Source organism: Acetobacter okinawensis JCM 25146, from assembly GCF_000613865.1.
Lineage (GTDB): Bacteria > Pseudomonadota > Alphaproteobacteria > Acetobacterales > Acetobacteraceae > Acetobacter > Acetobacter okinawensis.
Genome location: NZ_BAJU01000075.1, coordinates 1 through 2,500, shown reverse-complemented (window position 1 = coordinate 2,500; position 2,500 = coordinate 1). Strand labels below are relative to the sequence as shown.

General features: G+C 55.1%; 1 tRNA gene and 2 rRNA genes (1 of these 3 cut by a window edge). All 3 read left to right on the top strand.

The annotated features are described in order from the left end of the window. Positions 1 to 2,151, top strand: a 23S ribosomal RNA gene (locus JCM25146_RS15305) (it extends 585 nt beyond the left edge of the window). Between the two features lie 108 nt (positions 2,152 to 2,259). Then, positions 2,260 to 2,375: ribosomal RNA gene (gene rrf, locus JCM25146_RS15300) — 5S ribosomal RNA — on the top strand. 51 nt (positions 2,376 to 2,426) lie between these two features. After that, positions 2,427 to 2,500, top strand: a tRNA-Met gene (locus JCM25146_RS15295).

Genomic DNA, 2,500 nt, shown 5'->3' with positions numbered 1-2,500 from the left:
AAGCCGATAGGTGTAGGCGTAGCGAAAGCGAGTCTGAATAGGGCGCATAGTTGCTGGCAGAAGACCCGAAACCGAGTGATCTAGCCATGGCCAGGCTGAAGGTGCGGTAACACGCACTGGAGGGCCGAACCCACGCCTGTTGAAAAAGTCGGGGATGAGCTGTGGCTAGGGGTGAAAGGCCAATCAAACTCGGAGATAGCTGGTTCTCCGCGAAATCTATTGAGGTAGACCGTCAGGTGTTGACCCCGGGGGGTAGAGCACTGGATGGGCTAGGGGGGCCCAAAGCCTTACCAAACCCAACCAAACTCCGAATACCCGGAAGTTTAGCCTGGCAGACAGACAGTGGGTGCTAAGGTCCATTGTCGAGAGGGAAACAGCCCAGACCACCAGCTAAGGCCCCTAAATCGTGGCTAAGTGGGAAAGGATGTGGGGATTCCATAACAACCAGGAGGTTGGCTTAGAAGCAGCCATCCTTTAAAGAAAGCGTAATAGCTCACTGGTCTAATAGAAACCCTGCGCCGAAAATGTAACGGGGCTCAAGCCACGTGCCGAAGCTGTGGGTGCATACTATGTATGCGCGGTAGCGGAGCGTTCCGTAGGTCTGTGAAGGAAGCGGGGTGACCCCTTCTGGAGATATCGGAAGTGCGAATGCTGACATGAGTAGCGACAAACAGTGCGAGAAACACTGTCGCCGAAAGTCCAAGGGTTCCTGCGCAAGGTTAATCCACGCAGGGTTAGTCGGCCCCTAAGGCGAGGGCGAAAGCCGTAGTCGATGGGAATCAGGTGAATATTCCTGAACCTGCCAGAAGTGACGAATGCGATATGTTGTTGGTCCTTAACGGATTGGACCGGCTTTTGGAGCATTCCAGGAAATAGCTCTGGCGTATAGACCGTACCCTAAACCGACACAGGTGGACTGGTAGAGCATACCAAGGCGCTTGAGAGAACGATGCTGAAGGAACTAGGCAAATTACTCGTGTAACTTCGGGATAAGCGAGACCCACATTTGGGCAACCATTTGTGGGTGGCACAGACCAGGGGGTAGCGACTGTTTAGTAAAAACACAGGACTCTGCGAAGTCGAAAGACGACGTATAGGGTCTGACGCCTGCCCGGTGCCGGAAGGTTAAGAGGAGGTGTGAGAGCACTGAATTGAAGCCCCGGTAAACGGCGGCCGTAACTATAACGGTCCTAAGGTAGCGAAATTCCTTGTCGGGTAAGTTCCGACCTGCACGAATGGCGTAACGACTTCCCCGCTGTCTCCAGCATCGGCTCAGCGAAATTGAATTCCCCGTGAAGATGCGGGGTATCCGCGGTCAGACGGAAAGACCCTATGAACCTTTACTGTAGCTTTACAGTGGCATCAGAGACATTCTGTGTAGGATAGGTGGGAGGCTTTGAAGCGGGGGCGCCAGTTCCCGTGGAGCCATCCTTGAAATACCACCCTGAATTTTTCTGATGTCTAACCGCGGCCAGTAAGCCTGGTCCGGGACCCTGTATGGTGGGCAGTTTGACTGGGGCGGTCGCCTCCCAAAGTGTAACGGAGGCGCGCGATGGTGGGCTCAGGCCGGTCGGAAACCGGCTGTTGAGTGCAATGGCATAAGCCCGCCTGACTGCGAGAGTGACAGCTCGAGCAGAGACGAAAGTCGGCCATAGTGATCCGGTGGTCCCGCGTGGAAGGGCCATCGCTCAACGGATAAAAGGTACTCTAGGGATAACAGGCTGATCTCCCCCAAGAGTCCACATCGACGGGAGGTTTGGCACCTCGATGTCGGCTCATCACATCCTGGGGCTGGAGCAGGTCCCAAGGGTTCGGCTGTTCGCCGATTAAAGTGGTACGTGAGCTGGGTTTAGAACGTCGTGAGACAGTTCGGTCCCTATCTGCCGTGGATGTTGGAGATTTGAGAGGATTTGTCCCTAGTACGAGAGGACCGGGATGAACATACCTCTGGTGCACCGGTTGTCGCGCCAGCGGCACAGCCGGGTAGCTAAGTATGGACGGGATAACCGCTGAAAGCATCTAAGCGGGAAACCCACCTCAAAACTAGATCTCCCTGAGGGTCGTGGTAGACCACCACGTTAATAGGCCAGATGTGAAAGCGTGGTAACACGTGCAGCTAACTGGTCCTAATCACCCAATAGGCTCACTCTCACACCATATAACAATGGCCCGTGCACAGAAATCATCCATAACCACGTCACACACCAAAAACGAAAACGCACCAACCGCATCCACACACCCTTAGGGTGGTCTGGATGACCTGGTGGCCATGGCGGGGAGAGTTCCACCCGATCCCATCCCGAACTCGGCCGTGAAAAACCCCAGCGCCTATGATACTGCGGCTTAAGCCGCGGGAAAGTCGGTCGCCGCCAGGTCTTCCAGTCCACCCAATCAAAACCCCAAACATTATCAACACATACCACAAACGCGGGGTGGAGCAGCCCGGTAGCTCGTCAGGCTCATAACCTGAAGGCCGCAGGTTCAAATCCTGCCCCCGCAA